Source organism: Streptomyces sp. NPDC098781, assembly GCF_044759995.1.
GTDB lineage: Bacteria > Actinomycetota > Actinomycetes > Streptomycetales > Streptomycetaceae > Streptomyces.
In genome coordinates this window covers 311,178-329,639 of record NZ_JBIWAK010000005.1, presented here as the reverse complement: position 1 = coordinate 329,639, position 18,462 = coordinate 311,178, and the positions used below count along the sequence as shown (strand labels likewise).

General features: G+C 73.5%; 16 protein-coding genes. 6 read left to right on the top strand and 10 right to left on the bottom strand.

Annotation, left to right across the window (positions count from 1 at the left end; translation table 11 throughout):
* The first annotated feature begins 6 nt into the window (after positions 1-6).
* The 4 genes from ACIQWG_RS22300 to ACIQWG_RS22285 all read left to right on the top strand — a co-directional run bounded on the left by ACIQWG_RS22300 (position 7) and on the right by ACIQWG_RS22285 (position 3,004).
* Positions 7-471, top strand: a complete 465-nt coding sequence (locus ACIQWG_RS22300; RefSeq protein WP_404098476.1) for a hypothetical protein — start codon at positions 7-9, stop codon at positions 469-471.
* Positions 472-528: 57 nt separating this feature from the next.
* A complete protein-coding gene (locus ACIQWG_RS22295) occupies positions 529-1,083 on the top strand; it encodes a tellurite resistance TerB family protein (protein WP_404098474.1) in 555 nt (184 codons plus the stop codon).
* Between the two features lie 161 nt (positions 1,084-1,244).
* The gene (locus ACIQWG_RS22290; protein WP_404098471.1) at positions 1,245-1,901 is read left to right on the top strand and encodes an RNA polymerase sigma factor; all 657 of its coding nucleotides are present in this window, start codon (positions 1,245-1,247) and stop codon (positions 1,899-1,901) included.
* The gene (locus ACIQWG_RS22285; protein ID WP_404098469.1) at positions 1,898-3,004 is read left to right on the top strand and encodes a CU044_5270 family protein; all 1,107 of its coding nucleotides are present in this window, start codon (positions 1,898-1,900) and stop codon (positions 3,002-3,004) included. The genes ACIQWG_RS22290 and ACIQWG_RS22285 overlap by 4 nt, the downstream gene beginning before the upstream one ends.
* Before the next feature lie 27 nt (positions 3,005-3,031).
* Here ACIQWG_RS22285 and ACIQWG_RS22280 read toward each other — a convergent pair whose 3' ends face one another.
* The 4 genes from ACIQWG_RS22280 to ACIQWG_RS22265 all read right to left on the bottom strand — a co-directional run bounded on the left by ACIQWG_RS22280 (position 3,032) and on the right by ACIQWG_RS22265 (position 6,459).
* Positions 3,032-3,550: a universal stress protein gene (locus tag ACIQWG_RS22280; RefSeq protein ID WP_404098467.1), complete on the bottom strand. Its 519-nt coding sequence runs from the start codon at positions 3,548-3,550 to the stop codon at positions 3,032-3,034.
* Positions 3,551-3,554: 4 nt separating this feature from the next.
* Positions 3,555-4,814: an SLC13 family permease gene (locus ACIQWG_RS22275; protein WP_404099392.1), complete on the bottom strand. Its 1,260-nt coding sequence runs from the start codon at positions 4,812-4,814 to the stop codon at positions 3,555-3,557.
* A gap of 86 nt (positions 4,815-4,900) precedes the next feature.
* Positions 4,901-5,770: a DUF2993 domain-containing protein gene (locus ACIQWG_RS22270; protein ID WP_404098465.1), complete on the bottom strand. Its 870-nt coding sequence runs from the start codon at positions 5,768-5,770 to the stop codon at positions 4,901-4,903.
* A 14-nt stretch (positions 5,771-5,784) separates the two neighbouring features.
* On the bottom strand, positions 5,785-6,459 hold the full coding sequence (locus ACIQWG_RS22265) for a TetR/AcrR family transcriptional regulator (protein WP_404098462.1): 675 nt from the start codon (positions 6,457-6,459) through the stop codon (positions 5,785-5,787).
* 172 nt (positions 6,460-6,631) lie between these two features.
* Here ACIQWG_RS22265 and ACIQWG_RS22260 point away from each other — a divergent pair, with 172 nt between their 5' ends.
* A complete protein-coding gene (locus ACIQWG_RS22260; protein ID WP_404098460.1) occupies positions 6,632-8,257 on the top strand; it encodes an MFS transporter in 1,626 nt (541 codons plus the stop codon).
* A 222-nt stretch (positions 8,258-8,479) separates the two neighbouring features.
* Here the strand turns inward: ACIQWG_RS22260 and ACIQWG_RS22255 are convergent, their stop codons facing one another.
* The 6 genes from ACIQWG_RS22255 to ACIQWG_RS22230 all read right to left on the bottom strand — a co-directional run bounded on the left by ACIQWG_RS22255 (position 8,480) and on the right by ACIQWG_RS22230 (position 16,984).
* Positions 8,480-9,136 carry a TetR family transcriptional regulator gene (locus tag ACIQWG_RS22255; protein ID WP_404099389.1) on the bottom strand — a complete coding sequence of 219 codons (657 nt, stop codon included), beginning with the start codon at positions 9,134-9,136 and terminating at the stop codon, positions 8,480-8,482.
* 109 nt (positions 9,137-9,245) lie between these two features.
* The gene (locus ACIQWG_RS22250; RefSeq protein ID WP_404098458.1) at positions 9,246-10,493 is read right to left on the bottom strand and encodes a sensor histidine kinase; all 1,248 of its coding nucleotides are present in this window, start codon (positions 10,491-10,493) and stop codon (positions 9,246-9,248) included.
* 106 nt (positions 10,494-10,599) lie between these two features.
* Positions 10,600-12,801, bottom strand: a complete 2,202-nt coding sequence (locus ACIQWG_RS22245; protein WP_404098457.1) for an MMPL family transporter — start codon at positions 12,799-12,801, stop codon at positions 10,600-10,602.
* 204 nt (positions 12,802-13,005) lie between these two features.
* The gene (locus tag ACIQWG_RS22240; protein ID WP_404098454.1) at positions 13,006-14,289 is read right to left on the bottom strand and encodes a VWA-like domain-containing protein; all 1,284 of its coding nucleotides are present in this window, start codon (positions 14,287-14,289) and stop codon (positions 13,006-13,008) included.
* A complete protein-coding gene (locus ACIQWG_RS22235) occupies positions 14,286-15,527 on the bottom strand; it encodes an AAA family ATPase (RefSeq protein WP_404098452.1) in 1,242 nt (413 codons plus the stop codon). The genes ACIQWG_RS22240 and ACIQWG_RS22235 overlap by 4 nt, the downstream gene beginning before the upstream one ends.
* A gap of 68 nt (positions 15,528-15,595) precedes the next feature.
* A complete protein-coding gene (locus tag ACIQWG_RS22230) occupies positions 15,596-16,984 on the bottom strand; it encodes a hypothetical protein (protein WP_404098450.1) in 1,389 nt (462 codons plus the stop codon).
* 202 nt (positions 16,985-17,186) lie between these two features.
* Between ACIQWG_RS22230 and ACIQWG_RS22225 the strand changes: the two genes are divergently transcribed.
* A complete protein-coding gene (locus ACIQWG_RS22225; protein ID WP_404098448.1) occupies positions 17,187-18,116 on the top strand; it encodes an expansin EXLX1 family cellulose-binding protein in 930 nt (309 codons plus the stop codon).
* Positions 18,117-18,462 lie beyond the last annotated feature (346 nt).

Here is an 18,462-nt window from a genome sequence, read left to right as displayed (position 1 = left end):
TCCTTGATGCAGAGCTCTCCGCGTCAGCCGGGGCGGATGCCCGCGGCGGTGGTCTTCGTCCTCGTGGTCGTCGCCGCGCACGCGCTGGGTACGGTCATCGGCGGCTGGGCGGTCCTCGACGAGAACCACAGCAAGCAGGAGCACGGCCAGGAACTGCTCATGCCGATGGGCCTGGCCTGGTTCACGGCACTGTTCGGCTGGGCGCTCGCGGCGCTTCAGGTGCACTGCGTCGTGCTGGCGCGCGGACGCCGCCCCTGGATCCGCGTGGTGCTCGCAGTGTGCCTGGTCTTCGTGGCGCTCTCGACGGCCCTCGGCTTCCTCGGCTCGCTCGCCGCCGGGACGCCCAGCGTCGCGGTCCTCCTGATCGCCGGGATCGACGTGGCCGCCGGGTGGGTGGTACTCGGTGAGAAGGGGCGGCGTTGGTTCTCCGGCGGTGGAACTCACTGGGCGGGGCGGACGTTGGCAGGGTGACACGCGAAGAGCGCACGGACGACCTGAACGACACGGGCTGAAGCCGAGGTGGCACGGATGGCTATGTGGGACCGGATCAAGGACCAGGCGAAGGGTCTACAGCAGCAGGCCCAGGGCGCTCGGGGCGCCGGGAGCGGGCACGGGCGGCCGGGCTCCGGGTCCCGCGGCGGATCCAAGGCGCAGCTGGTCAGCACGCTGAAGTCCCAGCTCACCTCGCTGAAGACGGAGCTGAAGAGCGGTGCCTACCGGGACGCCAGCATGGCCATGTGCGCCCTGGTCGCCGCGGCCGACGGGCACGTCGACCCCGCCGAGCGGCAGCACGTGGAGTCGCTGATCCTGAACAACGACGTCCTACAGAACTTCCCGTCCGAGCAGCTGCGCACGCGTTTCAACAAGCATGTGGACCAGCTGGCGTTCAACTTCCAGCAGGGCAAGACCGAGGCCCTCCAGGAGATCGCCAAGGCGGCGAAGAAGCCGGCCGAGGCCAGGGCGGTCGTCCAGACCGGCTTCGTCGTGGCGGGCGCGGACGGATACATCGCGCCGGCCGAGGAGCAGGTCCTGCGCGAGGCGTGCTCGGTCCTCGGTCTGCCCACCCAGGAGTTCGGCCTCTGACCCGACCGGTGACGACGACGTCGGCGGGGCCGTCGTAGGCTGCCGGGCGAGGCAGCCGGTCCCGCCATGTCGTCAGGAGTGCTCGGCCCTCGGCCGGAGTGTGGCGCACGTCACGGAAGTCGACGTGGGGTGCCGGACAGCTCATTGAGGTGAGCACTCATATGCGATCCCGGGTACGGGCCGGGGAATCGAGCGCGTTCGCGGAGCTCTTCGACGCTTACGCCCGCGCCGTCTACAACCATGCCTTCCGGCTCACCGCCGACTGGTCCGTGGCCGAGGACGTGATGGCCGCGACCTTCCTGGAGGCATGGCGGCTGCGCGACCGGGTGGAACCCGAGGGCGGCTCGCTGCGGCCGTGGCTGCTGGGCATCGCCACCAACACCGCCCGCAACCAGTACCGCAGCAACCGGCGTTACCGCGCCGCCGCCAACGCCGCCGCGGCGGCCGAGCTGTCGGTGCCGGACCACGCGGACGAGGTGGCCGACCGGATCGACGACGGGCGCCGCGTCGCCACCGCCCTCACCGCCCTGGCCAGGCTGCGCGGACCGGAGCGCGAGGTCGTCACGCTCTGCCTGGTCGAGGGCCTGGACTACGAGGCCGCGGCGGTGGCGCTCGGGATTCCCGTCGGCACGGTCGCCTCCCGGCTCTCCCGGGCCCGCAAGAAGCTGCGCGCGCACGCCGAGGACCGGTCGGTGCGGGCCGCGGGCGGGACGTCATACGAGAAAGTTCGTGGAAATCGGGAAGGCGGCCGTGCCGCCCGACAGACAAGAGGTGATCACACCAGCGTGATCCGGCCCGCGCAGGAGGGAAACCGATGACCGCGAACACGTCCCGGCAGCACCCCGCCGACGGGGAGCAGAGCACGACGGAGCTGCTCTCCCGGACGGCGCGTGACCTGCCGACGGGCCGCCATGAGTTCCACAAGGAGCGTCTGATGGCCCAGATCCACGACATGCAGCAGGAAGAGCGCACGGCGGCACCGGCGCCCGCGAGGACCCGGCGACTGCGGATTCCGCGCCCGGCGATAGCGCTGCCCGTGACGGCGGTCGCCCTGGCGGCGGCGGTCGTCGCCGGGGTGTGGCAGAGCGGGGCCGGCACCGGCGGGGTCCGGGACAGCGGCGTCGCGACCGGACCGGCGCTGACCACGCGGATCGGCGCGGCGAGCAGCGAGGGCGTACCGCGGCTGCTGGGCGAGATCTCGCTGGCGGCGGCCGATGTGTCCCACCCGGAGGTCAAGCCGGGGCAGTTCGTGTACATCGAGTCCAAGGCCGCCGACACCTTCGTCAAGACCGTCGACGACAAGTCCAGCCTGGCCTCCCACGCGCTGCACACCCGTCAGGTGTGGGAGTCCCCGGACGGCACCGAGGGCTGGCTCATCGACCCGGCGGTCAACGACAGCCCCGAGGGCGAGACGCTGAGCCTGCCCGACGAGCAGGGCAACACCCCGAAGGCCCACCTCAACGCCCCGTCGTACGACTACCTCACGAAACTGACCACCGACCCCGCCGCGCTGCTCGCCAAGATCTACAAGGAGACCGAGGGGATGGGCAACTCCCCCGACCAGCAGGCGTTCACCACCATCGGCGACCTGCTCGGCGAGAGCTACCCCCCGGCGGAGCTGTACCCGGCGCTGTTCAAGGCCGCCGCGAAGATCCCCGGTGTGGTCGTGGTGGACGACGCGGTGGACGCCGCCGGACGGCACGGGGTGGCGGTCGCCCGGCTCGACGAGACCAGCGGGCAGCGCGAGGAGTGGATCTTCGACCGCGAGACCCACGTCTTCCTCGGCCAGCGCAGCGTGCAGGTCCGCGAGGCCGACGGCGCGGACGCCCTCATCACCCCCGGCACGGTGCTCTACACCAGCGCCGTCATGCAGCGGGCCATCGTCGACGAGATGAAGCAGACCCCGGCCCAGGCGGGCTGACCCCGGACACTGCCGCCCCCGGCCCCCTCACCCGTGGTGTGGTGGCGGGGGCGGCAGTGTCGTGAGGTCGGGGGCCGGTTCGGGCCAGACCAGCAGGAGCGGGCAGGTGGCGTGGTCGACGACGAAGCGGCTCGCCGGGCCGAGGCTGGGCGGGCCGAGGCGGGTGCGGTCGCCGTCGCGGGCCAGGACGAGCAGGTCGGCGTCCTGCGTCGCGGCGACCACCTCCCGCTCGACCCGGCCGCCGCGCTCGACGCGGGTGCAGGGGCGGCCGAGGCGTTCGGCGGCAGCCTGGAGCAGGCTCTCGGCGGACTCGGCGGCGAGGTGCTCGACGCGGGTGCCGGGGTCGCTCCCCCAGCCTTCGGCCGGGCGGTGCCCCGACGGGTGCCCTCGGCCGAGCAGCCCGGCGAACGCGCCGTGCGCGGCGTCCGCGACATCGTGCCCGGTGACGTGCAGCAGCACGATCTCGGCGTCCTCGGGCGCGTGCGCCCGTGCGGCGTCCACACAGGCGGGCCAGGTGCCCTCGACGATCCAGACGACCACCGCCATGGGTTCAGCCTCCTCCGATCACGGCCAGTGAGGCCCACAGTGCCAGCACCGCGGCGCACAGGCTCGCGGGTACGGCGTACAGGCCGAGCCGGGTGAACTCCCCCAGCTCCACCTCCGCGTCGTGGGCGTGCACGATACGCCGCCACAGCAGGGTGGCCAGCGAACCGGCGTAGGTGAGGTTGGGCCCGATGTTCACGCCGAGCAGCACGGCGAGCACGGCACCCGGGCCGGAGTCGGCGGCCAGCGGCAGCAGCACCAGCACCGCCGGGAGGTTGTTGATGACGTTCGCCAGTACGGCGGCCAGCGCGGCGATCCCGAACAGCGCCGCGAGCCCGGTGCCGTCGGGGATCAGCCGGCCCAGCGCCGTGTCGAGCCCGTTGTCCACGACCGCCCGGACCACGATCCCCAGCGCCAGTACGAAGGCCAGGAACGGCACGGACGCGGACCGCAGCAGCGCCTTCGCCGTCGTACGGCGTCGCAGCAGCGCCCGCACGGCGAGGACCGTCGCCCCCGCCAGGGCGGCCCAGGCCGGGTCGATGCCGAGGGCCGAGGTCAGGACGAACCCGGCGAGCGTGCCCGCCACCGTCACCAGGGCGAACACCGGCAGTTCGGGCTCGTCGCCGCCGGGCCGCTCCTGGGCCCCGGCGTCCAGGTCGGTGGCGAAGAAACGCCGGAAGACGACGTACTCGACGGCGATGGCGGCCAGCCACGGCAGCGCCATCAGCGCGGCGAACCGGGTGAAACTCAGTCCGCTCGCCGCGAAGGCCAGCAGATTGGTGAGGTTGGACACCGGCAGCAGCAGGGAGGCCGTGTTCGACAGGTGGGTGCAGGCGTAGACATGCGGTTTGGGGCGGGCCCCGAGCCGGGCCGCGGTGGCGAAGACCACCGGGGTGAGCAGGACCACCGTGGCGTCCAGGCTCAGTACGGCCGTGATCGCCGACGCCGCCAGGAACACCTGGGTCAGCAGCCGCCGCGGCCGGCCTTTCGCGGTACGCGCCATCCATGCCCCGCAGGCCTGGAACAACCCCTCGTCGTCGCAGAGTTGGGCGAGGACCAGTACGGCCGCCAGGAAGCCGATCACCGGCCCGAGCCGTTCGGACTCGTCCAGCGCGGCGCCCGGGGAGATCGCCCCTGTGACGACGACCAGTGCCGCGGCCGGCACGGCGACCACGGCTTCCGGCCAGTTGAAGGGCCGGACGACGGCGCAGACCAGCACGAGCACGAGCATGGCCACGGAAAGGGTCTCGGCGAGCGGGGTGTTCAGATCCGGGTCCTTCCGTGCGGCGGCGGGCGGCGCCGCCGGTGCGTCTTCGCGCACGGTACCCCGCGGAAAAGTCGCTTTCGGAGCGCCTACCCCAGCGCCGCCGCCCGTGCCCCCGTGGCGCTCTCGGCCTTCCGCGACGCACCGTCCGGCCGGAAGGTGACGGAGCTGCCCGAGAAGTGGGCGCGCAGACCGTAGGCCGTGGTGGTGATCGAGCGCAGGCGCAGGCCGTCGGGGATGTTCCGCAGCTGGATCGGCTGCTGGAAGACCTTGTCGAGCACCGCGTTCCCGGCGGCGGGCAGTGCGCCGCCGGTGACCTCGAAGTCCTTGAAGGCGATGCGGTTGCCGGAGACGGCGGAGACGGTCGTCGTCACGGTGACCTGCCGGCCGAACGGCAGCAGGACGACCGCGCTCACCCGGCCCGGCCGGTCGCCCTGGGCGATCTCCAGCCCGAGCGAGTCCGAGACGTCCGGGTACGACAGGAAGGCGGTCGCCCGCGCCCGGCGGGCCCGCGCCTCGCTGTCGTCGTCGGACTTCGTCAACCCCTCCAGCCGGAGCGCGAGTTCGGACACCTTCAGCGGGCGGCTGGTGCCGTGGGCCGGTATGTCGTGGGCGGTGATGTCGACGCGGTCCAGTGGGCCGGAGGCGGCCTGGGTGAGCACGGGGAAGCCGCGGACGTGGACCTCCGGCGCCCGGGGTGTGCCCATGCCCTGCTGGAACGCCTTCGCCGTGCGCGACTCGATCCGCGCCGCCACGGCCCGGTCGACCCCGACGAGGAGGAGGGCGAACGCGACGAGGGCGGCGGTGACGAGGGCCACCGGCCGTCGCGGGCTCCAGCGGCGGCGGTACGACGGCTCGTACGGCTCCGTCACCTCGTCGAGAGGGGGGTGGTACGGCTCGTATCGCGAGCCGTCGTCGTGACGGGAGTCGTAGCCGTACTCGTGCGGGGAGTTGCGCATGGGCGGTGCCCTCCTCAGTGGGGTCGGTGGGTGCCGTGCAGACGGCGGACCGTGGCGGCGGCGGTGTGGGTGTCGACTCCGGCCGCGATCAGGGCGGCCGTGGTGGCGTTCGTGCCGTCGTCCGCCCAGATCCCGGCGTTGACCGTGCCGAGCAGGGCGAGCAGATGGGCCTCGATGGCGCCGCTGAGCGGGCCGGGTGGGACGACGGTGTGGAAGACGCCCTGGCGCTGGCCGTCCGCGAGGATGCCGGCGACGGTCTCGCGGGCCGGGGCGAGGAGTTCGCTCACCTGCTCGTGGCCGAGATCCTGATGGGCGAGGCCGATCAGGGTGCGGTACGCGTCACCGACCGGCCAGAGGGTGAGGACGAAGCGGGCGAGGGCGCGCGCGGGATCGGAACCGGAACCGGAACCGGAGCCGATGCCGGTGTCCGGGGCGGCTGTGCGCGCGACGGCCACCGCCTGCCGTATCGCCTCCACCGCCTCCTCGGCGAGGCCCCTGACCAGCGCGGCCCGTCCCTCGAAGTGCGTGTACAGGGTGCGCCGGGCCACCCCGGCGGCCGCGGCGATGTCGCCGAGGCTGGTGTCGGGATTGCGGCCCAGTTCGCGCAGGGCCGCGTCCAGGATGCGGGCGCGGGTGATCCGCGTCGTACGGCGCGTTCGGGCCGGTCGCGGGGGCGTCGTGCTGCTCACGTCGGCACCTCGTGCGGAGGAGGGGGGATGGGGCAGGGGCGTCAGGCGGGTGACAGGGGGCTCGGGAAGCGTCGGGGTGCCGGGGCCCTCGCCACCGATAGTTGCACACGGACGGGCAAGAAACTAGTCTGCTCATTGATGTGCAAATAAGTCACCGCTTCTGGGAGTCCCCGTGCCCTTCCTTGCCAACACACCCGTCGAGAAGATGACCGGGCCGTACGCGCGGCGCTGGTGGGCACTGCTCGTGCTGTGCCTGAGCCTGCTGATCGTCGTGATGGCGAACACGTCGCTGATCGTGGCCGCGCCCGACATGACCCAGGACCTGAGCCTGAGCAGCAGCGACCTGCAATGGGTCATCGACGGCTACACCGTTCCGTACGCCGCGCTGATGCTCGTGCTGGGCGCGATCGGCGACAAGTACAGCCGTCGCGGCGCCCTCGTCACCGGCCTGCTGATCTTCGCGGCCGGTTCGGTGATGGGCAGCCTGGTCGACGAGACCGGGCTGGTCATCGCCGCTCGCGCGATCATGGGCGTCGGCGCCGCCGTCGTCATGCCGGCCACCCTGTCCCTGCTGGTCGCGATCTTCCCGCGCGGTGAGCGCGCCAAGGCCATCACGGGCTGGACCGCCACGTCCGGCCTCGCGATCGCCGTGGGCCCGCTGGTCGCCGGCTGGCTGCTCGAGGACCACGCCTGGGGCTCGACCTTCCTGATCAACGTCCCGATCGCGGTCGTCGCGGTCGTCGGCGCGCTGGCGCTGGTTCCGCCGTCGAAGGCGCAGGGCATGGGCCGGATCGACTACGTCGGCGGTCTGCTGTCGATCGTCTCGGTCGGCTCGCTGGTCTACGCGGCCATCGAGGGCCCGCACTTCGGCTGGGGCGCCGGTCCGGTCGCCGCGGCCGTGGTGGCCGGGGTCGGTCTGCTGGCGTTCGTCGCCTGGGAGCTGCGGCACCCGCACCCGATGCTGGACGTGCGCAAGTTCGCCGAGCGGCCGTTCAGCGGGTCGATGCTCGCGGTGCTGTTCTTCTTCTTCGGCACCTTCGGGGCGCTCTACTACGCCACCCAGTACCTCCAGTTCGTGCTCGGCTACAACGCGCTGGAGACCGGCGTACGGCTGCTGCCGCTGGCCGGTGCCGTGTTCGTCGGCGCCGCGGCGACCGGGCGGCTGACCCCGAAGCTCGGGGTGAAGGCGATGGTCGTCACCGGCATGGTGATCGGCACCGCCGGTGTCCTCCTGCTGACCCGGATCGACGCGGGCTCGACGTACACCGACTTCCTGGCGTCGCTGCTGATGCTGGGCTTCGCGATCGGCCTGAGCGTGTCCCCGGCCACCGACACCATCATGGGCTCGTTCCCCGAGTCCGAACTGGGCGTCGGCGGCGGCGCCAACGACACCTCGCTGGAGCTGGGCGGCGCGCTCGGCATCGCGATCCTCGGCTCCCTGCTGGGCACCGCGTACCGCGACAAGCTCACGGATCTGATCGGCGGTCAGCTCCCGCACAGCGCGCTGGAGACGGCCCAGGACTCGGTCGGCGGCGGACTCGCGGTGGCCCAGGAGGTGGCGAAGAACCCGGCCGGCGGCGCCCAGCAGGCCCAGGCGCTGCTCGACGCCGTCCACGAGGCCTTCGCCCACGGCGTCGCCCAGACCAGCCTGATCGGCGGCATCATCATGGCCGCCGGCACGATGATCGTCCTCGCGGTCCTGCCCGGTCGCCGCAAGTCGCGCACCCCGTCCCGGGACGACATCCCCACGCCCCAGGAGCCGGCCGACCCGCAGAAGACCCCGTCGACGACGGCCTGAGCCGACATCACCCCAGAACGGGCCGTGCCTTGAGCGGCGCACGGCCACGGACGGTGCCGGAAGGGGACACCCGGCACCGTCCGGCTTCTCTCGTTCGGGAATCCGGCCCGGGCCGTGTCCGTACGGCAGGCGGGTACGGACCCTGTCCTGCGAGGCACGCCCGCCCAGGCCCGTCCCGTACGGACGCCCGTCCGGCCTCAGCCCGCGTACGGCCCCGCCCCGTCACTCCTCCGCAGGGAGCTTCGGCGCCGGTACCGTCGGCGCCACCTCCGCGACCACCGTCCGGGCCCGCTCCTGCGGTACGCCGGCCGCGATGAGGCTCGTGATCGCGACCCGGCTGCCGTCGTCCTCCAGTACGCCGGTGTTGACCGACTCCAGCAGGGCGACCGTCATCGCCTCCAGCGCGGCGCTCAGCGCCTCGGCCGGCAGATGGGTGTGGAAGACGCCGTCCTGCTGGCCGCGCCGCAGGATCGCGGTGGCCTTGGCACGGGCCGGGGCCAGGACCTCGGCCACGCGGTCGGCGCCCAGGTCGCGCCTGGCCAGGGCGAGGAGCAGCCGGTAGCGGTCGCCGACGGGCCAGAGCGAGAACACGAAGCCGGCCAGCGCGCGGTCGGCCGGTTCCGTCTCCATCAGCTTCGCGCCGTCCGCCAACGCGCCGCGCAGTGACTCGGAGGCCTCCTCGGCGAGCGCCTCCAGCAGCGCCTCCCGCCCGGGGAAGTGACCGAACAGGGTCCGCCGTACGACACCCGCGGAGCGCGCGAGCTCCTCCAACGTGATGTCGGGGTTGTGTCCGAGTTCCCGCCGGGCGGTGGCCAGGATGCGCGCCCGGTTGGCCCGCGCGTTGCGTCGCAGCGGTTCACGGGCGACGGACTTGGTCACGGGAACCTCGATGGATCGGTACGCGGGGGAACGGGCGGCGGGCAGGTGCATTCTCGCACGGTGAGCCGTGCCACCGGGAGGTCCGGCCACCCCGCCCAGGGCGGCCGGATCAGGCGCTCTGAGCCGGGTCCTCCCCCGCGCCGTGCGGTTGCAGCGGCAGCGCCGTGGTGACCTCGAAGCCGCCCCCGGGGCGGGGTCCGGCGTGCAGTTCGCCGCCGACGGAGTGGGCCCGTTCGCGCATGCCCATGACGCCGAAGCCGCCGCGCTCCCCGGTCAGGCCGCCGGCCCCGGGGGCGGCGGGGCCGTCGTTGGTGACGCTGATCAGCAGCCGGGAGCCGGAGTAGGCGAGCCGTACGGACGCGGCTTCGGCGGTGGCGTGCTTGGTGACGTTGGTGAGGGCCTCCTGCACGATGCGGAACGCGGTCAGATCCACCCCCGGGGACAGCGGCTGCGGCTCCCCCTCCGTGCTGACCGTGACGTCGACCCCCGCCGACGCGCACGCCGAGACCAGCTCGGGCAGCCGGGCGAGACCGGGCGAGGGCTCCAGGGGCGGGGAGTCCGGGTCGCCGTTCTGCCGCAGCAGCCCCAGGGTGGCCTTCAGCTCACGCAGCGCCGAGGAGGTGGTGCCGGTCAGGTCGGTCAGGATCCGCTGCGTCTGCTGGGGGTTGGTGACCGCGAGATGGGCCGCCGTGCCGGCCTGGGCGTTGGCCAGGGCCAGGTGGTGGGCGACGACGTCGTGCAGCTCGCGGGCGATGCGCATGCGTTCCTCGGTGACCCGCAGCCGCGCCTCCTCCTCCCGGGTGCGCTCGGCGTGCTCCGCGCGGGCCTGCACCGCCGTCAGATAGGCGCGCCGCAGCCGGGTCATGTTGCCGGCGGCCAGCGGCAGCAGCAGCCAGAAGAACGGGCCGATGGTCCGCAGCAGCAGCGACACATGCTCCATGGAGTCGGAGACAGCCGCGGCGACCGTCACCGCCACCATGGTCGCGACGCCGTAGACGCGGGTGGTCGCGCGGTCGGTGTGGGTCGCGAGCCAGTAGAGCGCCGTCATGACCGGCGCCAGCAACAGGGGAGTGAGCAGATAGCCCAGCGCGATCACGACCACCGTGCACACGCCGGTCACGGCGACCGCGAGGCGCGGGTGGCTGCGGTGCCGGAGCAGGGCGAGGCAGGCCACGCCCAGCAGGACCGAGGCGGTGGTGTCCTGGTCCGGTGGGTCGGCGCCGGGCAGGGTGAGCATGCTGCCGAGGGTCGCGGAGCCCATCAGCGCCGCGGCCAGGACCACGTCGACGACGACGGGGTTGCGGTCCGAGAAGCTCTCCAGGCGGTCCGCGTAGCGCCGCTCCGGGCTGGTGGTCATGGTGCTCTCCGGTCGGTGGGCTGGGTCCATGGTGGCCGTCCCCGGGAGGGAACAGCCGACGGGGCCGCCCGTGTCCTTCGTCACGGGCGGCCCCTCGGACGGTCGGTCAGACGCGCGCCACCACCGGCTCGGCGGTGGCCGGATCCGTATCCGGCCCTCGACCGAGCGCCTCGCCCTCGACATCGACCCGGGGCAGGATCCTGTCCAGCCACTTCGGCAGCCACCATGCCCTGTCGCCGAGCAGGGCGAGCACCGCGGGCACGATCGCCATCCGTACGACGAAGGCGTCGAACAGCACGGCGGAGGCGAGCCCGAACCCGATCATCTTGATCATCGAGTCGCTCTCGGCGATGAACCCGGCGAACACCGCGATCATGATCAGCGCGGCGGCCACGACGACCCGGGCGCTGTGCCGGAACCCGGAGACGATCGCCTGCCCCGGCCGCTCCCCGTGGACGTACGCCTCCCGCATCCGCGAGACGAGGAAGACCTCGTAGTCCATGGCGAGTCCGAAGACGATGCCCACCAGGAAGATCGGCATCAGGCTCATGATCGGCCCGGTCTGCTCCACGCCCAGCAGTTCGGCGGCGTGGCCCTGCTGGAAGACCACGACGACCGCGCCGAGGGCGGCCAGCACCGACAGCAGGAAGCCGAGGGCCGCCTTCAGCGGGACGAGCAGCGACCGGAAGACGACCAGCAACAGCACGACCGCCAGCCCGACCACGAGGACCAGATACGGGATCAGCGCGTCCTGCACCTTCTGCGAGATGTCGATGTTCATCGCGGTGGTCCCGGTGACCTCGAAGGTCGCCCCGGTCTCCGCCTCGATGCCCGGCCGCTCGTCCCGGACGAGGGTCACCAGGTCTTTGGTCTTCTCGTCGGTCGGCGCGGTGGACGGCACGACCGAGAAGACGGCGGTGTCACCGGCCTCGTTGAAGCGGGCCGGGGAGACGGACACGATCCCCTCGGTGCCGCCGATCTCGTCGGTGATCGTGGTGACGGCGCCCTTCGCGTCAGAGTCGCCCTTGGCGTCCACGACCACGGTCAGCGGCCCGTTGAAGCCCGGCCCGAAGGCCTCGGCGAGCGCGTCGTAGGCCCGGCGTTCGGTGGTGGACGTCGACTTCGCCTCGTCGCCGGGCATGCCGAGCTGGAGCTGGGTCGCCGGCACGGCGAGCGCGCCGAGGCCGACGACGCCGAGGAGCAGCACGGGAAGCGGGCGGCGCAGCACGAACCGCGCCCAGCGGGTGCCGCCGTTGTCGTCGGCGCTCTCCTTCACCCGGCCACTCCGGCGGGCCCGCCTCGAAAGGACGGCGTTGGGCCACAGGCCGAGGAACGCCGGGACCAGGGTCAGCGCGATCAGTACGGCGACGACGACCGCGCCCGCCGCGGCCAGGCCCATCTTGGTGAGCATCGGGATGCCGACCACCGACAGCCCGGCCAGCGCGATGACGACGGTGAGCCCGGCGAACACCACGGCCGACCCGGCCGTGCCGACGGCCATCCCGGCCGCCTCCTGCGGCGTACGGCCCTTCGCGCGCTCCTCGCGATAGCGCGAGACGACGAACAGGGCGTAGTCGATGCCGACGGCCAGGCCCAGCATCATCGCGAGCGTGCCCGTGGTGGTGGACAGGCCCAGCGCGTCGGACAGGGCGAGGATGGTGGCCATGCTGACGCCGACGCCGAGGACGGCGGTCAGCAGCGGAAGTCCGGCCGCGGCGAGCGAGCCGAAGGTGATCAGCAGCACGACCGCGGCTATCGCGACGCCGATGGCCTCGGCCGCGCCGCCCGCGCCGCCGCCGTCGTCCATGGCGCTGCCGCCGGCCTCGACGGTCAGCCCGGTGTCACGGGCCTGGTCGAGCGCCCGTTCCAGGTGGGTCTTGCTCGCGTCGGTGAGGTCGTTCGAGCCGACCTTGTAGGTGACGGTCGTATAGGCCGTCGCGCCGTCCTCGCTGACCGCCTTCGCCTGGAAGGGGTCGACGACGGACGCCACCTGCGAACCGTCGCCCAGCTCGGTCACGGCCTCCTCGACGGCCTTCTTGTGCTCGGCGGCGGTCACCTTCTGACCGTCCGGCGCGACGAAGACGACCCGTGCGGTCGCTCCGTCGGCCGTCGCCCCCGGGAAGCGCTCCTCCATCAGGTCGAACGCCTTCTGGGACTCGATGCCCGGCATGGAGAACCCCTCGTCGGAGGCTCCCGGGGCCTTCATGGCCCCCAGACCGACGGCGGCCAGCACGGCCGCCCAGACCAGGACGACGTACCAGCGCCGCCGGAAGGCCAGACGGCCCACGCGATAAAGGAAAGTAGCCACGGCAGGGGGTCTCCACATCTGGGACTCGAACGTGAGCCCAGGTTGTCCGGGAGCGGGGTGCCGTGTCGTCGTGCGGCTGCCGACAATCGCCGGTACTGAGAATGCAGTACGGGGTGGGGGTGGGTCGGCCAGGAGTACGAGGGGCGGGGGGCCTGTGGTCGCACACGGCCGTGCGCGGCGGCGTGCGGAAGGGGGAGGCCGGGGTCACCTGCTCGCCGCGCCTGCCCCGATCTCGACCACGCGTGCCCACGGGGGCGGTGTGTCCGGCACGTACGCGGAACCGTCCTCGTCCGCCGGACCGGCCCCGGCCCGCCGGGAGTGCCGGGGGAAGCGGGGGAACAGCCCCACCACCGTCCGGCACGGCGGGCGGGTGCTCGGCCACGGCGTCTGTCCGTCCGTCAGGGCGACGACGACATCGGGCCGGGGCCAGGTCCGCAGCGCCTGGGCGAAGCCCTCGCGCAGGTCCGTGCCCCCGCCCCCGACCAGCGGAATTCCCTCGGCCCGGCACAGCCGGTGCACCCCGCCGGCCGCCGCATCGCAGGAGACCACGCTGACCAGGTCACGGCGCCCGCCCACGGCCCGGGAGATCGCGGCGACCTCCAGCAGCGCGCTGCCCAGTTCGGCGTCGCTGACCGAGGCGGACGTGTCGATGACGACGCTCACGTGCGGCGGCCTGCGCCGCAGGCTCGGCAGGACGGCGCCGGGCACCGAGGCCGAACGACGTGACGGGCGGCCGTACGTGTAGTCCTCGCCGGCACCGGAGCCGGACGCGGCCGAGCGCACGGCCGCACCCAGCAACTCCCGCCAGGGCTGCGGCGGATGGAACACCTCCTCCGCCCACCGCCGCCATCCGTCCGGGGCGTTCCCCGGCCGGCCGGTGATGCCCCGCGCCACCCGGAACCGGACGGCGTCGCGTTCCTGAGCGCTCAGCCCGTGCGCGCCGTCCGGCCCGAGGTCCCACTCCCGTTCCAGCCCGTCGGCCCCGCTGCCGCAGTCCAGCCAGGCCAGTTCCTGCGTCCTCGCTCCCAGCCGGAAGCGGCGCAGGTACTCCTCCATGAGCCGGCCGTCGCCGAGCAGCAGCGTCGCCGGCAGGACGGCGCCCGCGGGCCGGGTCAGCCCGTCGCCGTACACGTCGTCGTTGATCTCGCAGTCGGCGGCGATGTTCATCCGCAGCCGCTCGCCCGGCCCGGTCAGCCCGCGTTCACGCGCCACCCGGTCGCTGCGCCCGTGATGGTCCCGCAGCAGATGGGACACCTCGTGCACCCACACCCCGGCCAGTTCCTCGACCGGGGTACGGGCCACGAACGCCGGCGACACATAGCACCGCCAGTGCCGGTCGACGGCCATCGTCGGCACACGGCGCGACTCGACGACGTGCAGGGCGAACAGGGCGGTGGCGAGGTAGGGGCGGACCCGGACGGCGTGCAGGCGGGCGGAGAAGAGCTTGTCGCGGTCGAGGGGCGCGGCTTCGGCGGGGTGCGGGCTCATCGGACGCCCGCCTCCGTCTTCCCGACGCCGGTGCCCGCCGCCCGTCCCGCCTGGTCCGCACGCCGGGACAGGGAGACGACCCCGGCGAGCCGGTCGATCGACGCCGGCACGTCCCAGTCCTCCTGCCGCAGCGAGGCGAGCGTGCTCGCGGGTACGACGATCAGGTCCGGCGCACCGGTCTGCACGGCCCGGACCAGCAGCGCCCAGGCCGCGTCCCAGCGGGCCCGGTCGGGACGCGCCCGGACCGCCTCGACGACACCGTCCAGCGCGGCCTGCCGCAGATCCCCCCGCTCGGGCAGCTCGGCACCCGCCGGATCGGCGAGCAGCAGTTCGGGATCCGGCAGATCCATCCGGTCCACGCAGGCGAGCAGCTCCAGCCCCGGCCCGTCCCCGACCGTGCCCCTGACCAGCAGGGAGAGCACCTCACGCGAGGACCCGGCCGCCGTGGCGAAGGCGACCAGACACTGGGTCATCTCCCAGCTCCGGGGTGAGGGCCACGGCCCGCCCCGCCGCGCCTCCCCGCTCGGCAGCCGGTGCACCAGCGCCGGCCGCCCGCCGAGCAGTCCGCCCACCGCCCGCCGGGCGAAGTCCACGGCCTGGGGCAGCTTCTCCGGGTCGAGCCGGGGCAGGGTGGCCCGGGGCCAGGTCCCGCCGAGTCCGCGTACGACGACCTCGTGGTCGTGGGACCAGTGCAGATGCACGAACCGGTTGGCGAGCGGCGCGCTCAGCTCCCAGCCGTCGGCCGCCGAGGAACGCGGGTTGGCGGCGGCCACGATCCGCACCCCGGGCGGCAGCCGCAGCGCCCCGATCCTGCGCTCCAGCACCAGCCGCAGCAACGCGGCCTGCACCGCGGGCGGCGCGGTGGACAACTCGTCCAGGAACAACAGTCCCCGCCCGGCCCTCACCAGCCGTACGGCCCAGTCCGGCGGCGCCATCGGAACGCCCTGCTCCGCCGGGTCGTCCCCGACGACGGGCAGCCCCGAGAAGTCGGACGGTTCGTGGACGCTGGCGATCACGGTGGTCAGCGGGAGGTCGAGCGCCTCGGCGAGCTGGGTGAGCGCGGCGGTCTTGCCGATCCCCGGCTCGCCCCACAGCAGGACCGGCAGATCGGCGGCCACGGCGAGGGTGAGGGCCTCCAGCTGGGTGTCGGGGCGGGGTTCGGTGGTGGTGTCGCGCAGGAGCGCCAACAGGTCCGCGGCGACGGCGAGTTCGGAGGTGGGCTGGGTGCGTGTGGGCATGTGTGATCACCTGGGGTGGAGTGAGAGGGCGAGCTGGGAAGACGTACGAGGTCCGGCGGTGCCGGGGATCAGCGGGCCGCTCGGCGTGGATCAGGGAAGTTCGCGTGCCGCGGGCGGGCCCGGTCCGCGGGAGAACGGCGGCCGCCGGGACCGTCGTAGGCGAGACGCCGCGGCCGCCCGGGACCGGGACCGACGAGCCCGGCCCTGAAGAGGCCGTAGGTCACCCGCCGCCGCGCGGCCGCCTCCAGTTCGTCCCGCAACGCACCGTCGCGCAGCACCGCGTCCGGTCCCAACAGCCCCTCGACGACGGCCAGCGCGCCGGCGAAGTCGCCGTGCGAGAGCCTGTCGCGGACGTCGGGCAGGCACTCAGGATGCCGGTGCGCCTCGTCGATGGCCCGGAGACAGGGCAGGGGAGTGCCGGTCAGCGCGGCGAGGAGTTCCTCGCGCCGGATCTCGTCGGGTGCGTGGTCGAGCGGAGCCAGTACGCCGTCGACGAGGCCGATCCGATGCCGGGCACCCCGGCAGTCGACTAGCCGTGGCTGCCCAACCCGGCCCCGGGGCGTGGCAGTTGCGGCCCCCGAGGCCTCGGGTACGAGCGCGGAGGCGACCAGCGGATGCAGCCGGTCGGCCTCGATGGCACCGTCCCGAAGCAGCCGCAGGTCGGGCAGCACCCAGGTGGCGGCGTCGGGCAGTACGGGTAGTGCGTGACCGCGTCGCCCGTCGGACTCCACGATCCGCGTTCCGGCCGCGGACACCTCCAGGACCAGCCGCTGCCCACGCCCCAGCCGCACGAGCACGGCACCGCTGGAGCGCCCTTCGGCCCGGAGCAGCAGCAGCGCCTCGTCCGCCCACCGGTCGACGGCACATCGACGCCAGTCGTCCGGCCCGAAGTGGCTCGGGCCTCCCCGTCCGGCCCGCACGCGCAGTTCGCCGGCCCTGCCCGCGTCCCAGAGATGACGGTGCAGATCGAGCCGGAACCGCCGATGGGGCCGAGGATGCGGATGCGAGGTGAGGCGCCCCCGGGACGAGGCCCGGTCCCCGCCCCATACCGCGAGACTGATCCGCTGCCCGGCGTCCGCCCACGCGGGCGGAGTCCGCGCCACGAGGAACAGCGGCCGCCCCGCGCTCCCGTACCGGGCGAGCGCGAGGGTCAGCCCCGGACGCAACAGCCCGTCGGGAGCGATCCGGGGCATGTGCCAGCGCAGCAGATCGGGAGCGAGACAGCGGAGGTCGTCCCGAACCCGGCCGGCGAGCTCGGGCCCGTGATCACGGGCCAGGGAACGCAGGTTGAGATCGACGTCGAACCCGGCGGCGGCACACGCCCCCGCCCAGTCCCCGGCGAGCCGGCGACGGGTCGCGGTCTCGATCATGGAGGCCGGCACAGCGAAGTCCCGCACGCGCGGCCAGAAGGAAAGCTCCGAAAGCCGGGAATCCCCGTTCGCGGTCCAAGTGCCCATCAGCACTCACCTTGCGCGGACGGGACCCCCGATCTGTCACCAGAGTGAGTAGTCATCGCCCCGAGCGTAGGACGGCACCCGCCCGCCCCGCGAGGCATTTTCGACCCGCCCGGCCACGGCAACCTTTCCGCCCCCGGCGGCCACTGACACACGGCCGCCCCCGGCTCCCCGTCCACACCCCGAACCGCGGAAGGACTCACCCGTGGCATCCCGCGCCCACCACCGGTCCCCCCGAAAGCGGCACCCGGCCCTGGCCCCCGCCGCGGCGGTGGCGGTGGTCGCGGTGGCCGTATCCGTGCTGATGGCCCTGCGCCCCGGCGCGCAGACCACGGCCGCCCGGCCCACGACCACACCCGTCACCACCCACGCCTCCGCCGCCCGCACGACACCGAGTCCCGCCGAGCCGTCCCGGTCCCCCTCCGCCTCGCCGTCGCCGACGAAGGCCGCGAAGAGCCCGAGCACCCGCCCCGCCGTGCCGGCACCCGCACAACCGGCGTCCGGCTCGGCCCCGTTGGCCGGAAGGATCCGCCCCAAGATGACCTACGAGGGGATCGCCACCTTCTACGACACCGGAGACGGCGACGGGGCCTGTCTGTACGGCCCCACCGACGACGTCATGACCGCGGCGATGAACCACACGGACTACGAGACCTCGCGGGCCTGCGGGGCATACGTCGAGGTCCGGGCCGCGAACGGTGCCTCGGTGACGGTCCGCGTCACCAACGAATGCCCCCTTCCCTGTGCCCCCGGCCAACTCGACCTGAGCCCCCAGGCCTTCGCCCGACTGGCCACCCCCGAGACCGGCCGCCTCCCCATCACCTGGACCCTGCTCAGCCCCGCCACGTCGGAGCGGATCTCGATCCGCTACAAGACCGGCTCCAGCCGGTACTGGTGCGCCATCCAGGCGGTGGGCCACCAAAACCCCTTGGCCCGCCTGGAAGTCAGAACCACCGACGACGGCTGGCGGCAACTGCCCCGCACCGCATACAACTACTTCCTCTCCGAACAGGGAGAGGGCTGCGGGTCGGCGATCAGGCTCACGGACATCTACGGGGAGACGCTGACGTTCGAGGGCGCCTCGATACGACCGGACGCCGTGCAGTCGACGGGGCTCCAGTTCGCGGCGCGGTGACCGTGACCAGACCACGGGATGGGCTGGGGTGCCTACGGTCGTGGCGTGCCCGTGCCCGTGGTCGAGGCCCCCGGGGTCGGGTCCGCCGACGGTAGTGCTCCGTCTGATGTCCGTGGCGACGACGGCTCGACCGTCGGTGCCGCCGTGGCGGTCGGGGTGCGGGATCCCGTGCGGCCGGGGTCCCGGGGGGTGGGAGTCGAGGTCGCCGTTTCGGGTGGGGTCGGGGGGGCCGTTCGGGACCGGGATTCCGACGGGGACGGGGATGGGGACGGAGGCCGTGTCGGGTCGGTGGTGGCGGGCGCCGGGGCGAGTGGGGGGGCCGGGTTGCGCGAGGGGTCGGACGGGC